Consider the following 2,984-nt stretch of genomic DNA (forward strand, 5'->3'; position numbering starts at 1 on the left):
GCGTCTAAGATGCGGATATTTTGGTTTTGTGGTTTTCTACCTGTGCAGAAGTTGTAAGCGGCTAACCAGTTCCACCGCCAATTATATCCTGGTGGTGGTTCATCCAGGATAGGTTCAGGGGGGAAGGGGTAGGTATCGTAGAGTTTCGCAACAGCAGCACTTACTTGGGAGTCGGACATGATCGGAATTAACGCAGCATTTCTGAGTTTAGCGGATGGGGGGATTTTGGGGAAGGTTAATTGAACAGGTGAATTATTCATTTTGATTTGACTCAGCTAAAATGTTTTTAATTTCCTGTGGGGTGATATCTTCTTGATCTGATTTAGAGTAAATGGTTAATAAAAGTACACTGGTTGGTGATTCAACTTGATAAATGATGCGATAACCAGCACTTTTGCCTTTTTGAATGTTGCTATTTTTAACTCTGACTTTAAAGACGTTGCTTTTGTATTCAGGTGTTAAGTCTATTTCTACTATCGGCAATTCCTTCAATATATATTCCCTCCCACATTTGAGATAGGGGAATACGTTTTCCTATTTTTGCTTCTTGTACTGCTCTTTTTAAACTAGCTTTGATTTCTTCAATGGGAGTATCATCATTATCATTTTCTAATTCATCTGTAGGTTCATTAAAAAGAATGATTACTCTGACTTTTCCGGGTATTTCTACATTCAGTGGTTCGTCTAAAAATAATGCCCCTTTTTCATCAATGTTCCCTGTGACTTCTATTGCTTTCATTTGTTGATCCGGATGGTTATTTATATTTAGTTTAACGATTACTGGCAATTTTGAGTTTCATCACTGACTCTTTTATGAAAAACATTATATGAATGTACTTGGTTTTGGTTGCTACTTGATTTCAGTTTAGGCAAGGTATTGATTCCGTAAAAATACTCATGTTAGATTAGGTGTTAACGAGTATGATCTAAAATATAATGTTTAGCATCTAGTTGTTATTTACCATTTGATTAACCAGGAATATAGATAATGGCGCTTGGTTTACCTGAGTTTGTTGAAAACCCTGAAAATCGTTGTCCGGTAGTTCTGTTATTAGATACTTCTGGTTCAATGTCAGGGCAACCTATAGAGGAGTTAAATACAGGTTTGGCAGCTTTTAAGGAAGATGTATTAAAGGATGCTCATGCTTCTTTAAGTGTGGAAGTGGCTATAGTTACTTTTGGACCTGTGCGACTTATACAAGATTTTGTCACTATAGACCATTTTACACTGCCAAAGCTAGAAGCAGATGGTGTAACGCCAATGGGTGAAGCGATAGAATACGCTTTAGATTTAGTGGAAAAACGTAAACAAACGTATAAGGATAACGGTATTCTTTATTATCGTCCTTGGGTATTTTTAATTACTGACGGTGCGCCTACAGATTATTGGCAAAATGCAGCGCAAAGGGTGAGGGAAGGAGAAGAACAGCGCCGAAAGTTGTTTTTTACTGTTGCTGTTCAAAATGCGGATATGAATAAACTCAGAGAAATTGCACCACCTGGGCGGTCTCCAGTGATGTTAAATGGCTTAGATTTTCGTGCTTTATTTGTTTGGCTTTCCACTTCTATGAAACGGGTTTCTAGTGACAAAGTAGGGGAAGCTGTAGCATTACCGCCGGTGGGATGGGGGCAAATTACAACTTAGAGGATGTATAAGTAAGCTATAAGAACCTCCCCCTAACCCTCTCCTAAGAAGAGAGGGAATACGAAAAGATAAGTGGTGAAACGGCGTATTTTAAGGCCTCTCCCCTTGTAGGGAAAAGGTTTGGAGAGGGGTTTTGAGTTACAAATATCCTATAAAATCTAATACAATATACAGGATTTATTAATTGTGAGTTGGAAAGCTATAGCGCGTTTTGCGGTGGGAACGAGTCATCAAGAGCAAAAAATACCTTGTCAAGATTACGGACATTATCGCATTTTTAATGATGTGATTGTGGGTGCGGTTGCTGATGGTGCTGGAAGTGCTAAATATTCTCATATTGGTTCTAAACTAGCGGTAGAAACTACGCTCAAATATCTTTCTACAATTAGTGAGTATCTTCAGCAGCGAAAACGATGTTGGCAGAAGGTTTATCAACCACTTTCAGAGCAAGAAGCAAAAAAGCTTTTTACTAAAACCGTTAATCATGTAATTTCAGATTTAACAAAACAAGCAGCAAATAAAGATTATTCTGTTAATGATTTAGCTTGTACATTATTGGTTTTTATAGCAACTCCTGAATGGGTTGCAGCTATGCAAATTGGAGACGGGTTTATTGTCATGAGTTCTCAAGATACAGAATATCAAATGTTGTTTAAACCAGATAAGGGGGAATTTTTCAACGAGACAACTTTTGTCACTTCAGTGAGTGGACTGGAGGAAATGCAGGTAAAGGTATTTTCAGGAAAGCAAGAATTTATTTGTGCTGCTACTGATGGACTAGAAAAAGTAGCAATTAGATTTAGTGACTGGCAACCTTTCCTGCCGTTTTTTAAACCTTTAGAGGCATATTTGCGAGAAACAGAAAATCCTGGATGTGATGGAGAGAATTATATTATGGATTTTCTTGAGTCTGATAGGTTAAATGCTCGTACTAATGATGATAAAACTTTGGTTTTATGTTTGTTTGAAAAAGAGATTTAGTAGACTCAATTAAATGATGGGCGGGCAGGATGCCCAGCCCACAAAAGTTACAGCACTTTCTGGTGTTATGAGGTACACCACGGGCGGGCAAGACTTGTAATGAGCGGTTAGTGAGCTTGTACTGAGCCTGTCCTGAGCGGTGTCGAAGGGCGAAGTCGAAGTGCGCAGTCGAACTATGTCGAAGTATGCCCACCCCACAAGAGTTTTAAGCTGTTATGCCTTTAACTTGAATAATTAGGGGTTGCTGAGAAAGTCTTTCCGTGAGGGCATAGGAGTCAGGAGTCAGGAGTCAGGAGTCAGGAGGAGATTTGAAAATTTCTTTGCCATCTCTTGAAATCCCCAAAAATGCACACTTTTT

The 2,984-nt window shown here is 38.6% G+C and carries 4 protein-coding genes and 1 pseudogene; 2 read left to right on the forward strand and 3 right to left on the reverse strand.

The genetic code is table 11. The features are described 5' to 3' along the window. The 3 genes and pseudogenes from FFR48_RS26750 to FFR48_RS26760 all read right to left on the reverse strand — a co-directional run. A pseudogene (locus tag FFR48_RS26750) lies at nt 1-179 on the reverse strand (SAM-dependent methyltransferase); the annotation flags it as partial. A gap of 73 nt (nt 180-252) precedes the next feature. Further along, on the reverse strand, nt 253-483 hold the full coding sequence (locus tag FFR48_RS26755; protein ID WP_236104203.1) for a type II toxin-antitoxin system RelE/ParE family toxin: 231 nt from the start codon (nt 481-483) through the stop codon (nt 253-255). Next, nucleotides 452-739, reverse strand: a complete 288-nt coding sequence (locus FFR48_RS26760; protein WP_137669445.1) for a type II toxin-antitoxin system RelN family antitoxin — start codon at nt 737-739, stop codon at nt 452-454. Before FFR48_RS26760 ends, FFR48_RS26755 begins: the two co-directional genes overlap by 32 nt. Before the next feature lie 249 nt (nt 740-988). On the opposite strand from FFR48_RS26760, the gene FFR48_RS26765 reads away from it, so the two are divergent. Both FFR48_RS26765 and FFR48_RS26770 read left to right on the forward strand, forming a co-directional pair. Next, entirely contained in the window at nt 989-1,645 is a 657-nt protein-coding gene (locus FFR48_RS26765; protein WP_137669446.1) for a vWA domain-containing protein, read from the forward strand. Between the two features lie 186 nt (nt 1,646-1,831). Beyond that, the gene (locus FFR48_RS26770; protein WP_137669447.1) at nt 1,832-2,626 is read left to right on the forward strand and encodes a PP2C family serine/threonine-protein phosphatase; all 795 of its coding nucleotides are present in this window, start codon (nt 1,832-1,834) and stop codon (nt 2,624-2,626) included. The last annotated feature ends 358 nt before the right edge of the window (nt 2,627-2,984 follow it).

The organism is Sphaerospermopsis reniformis, assembly GCF_005402885.1.
Classification (GTDB): domain Bacteria; phylum Cyanobacteriota; class Cyanobacteriia; order Cyanobacteriales; family Nostocaceae; genus Sphaerospermopsis; species Sphaerospermopsis kisseleviana.

Excerpts from the sequence above, each read along its gene's own strand:
- FFR48_RS26760 (WP_137669445.1), bottom strand. The coding sequence starts at position 739 with ATGAAAGCAATAGAAGTCACAGGGAACATTGATGAAAAAGGGGCATTA.
- FFR48_RS26765 (WP_137669446.1), top strand. The coding sequence starts at position 989 with ATGGCGCTTGGTTTACCTGAGTTTGTTGAAAACCCTGAAAATCGTTGT.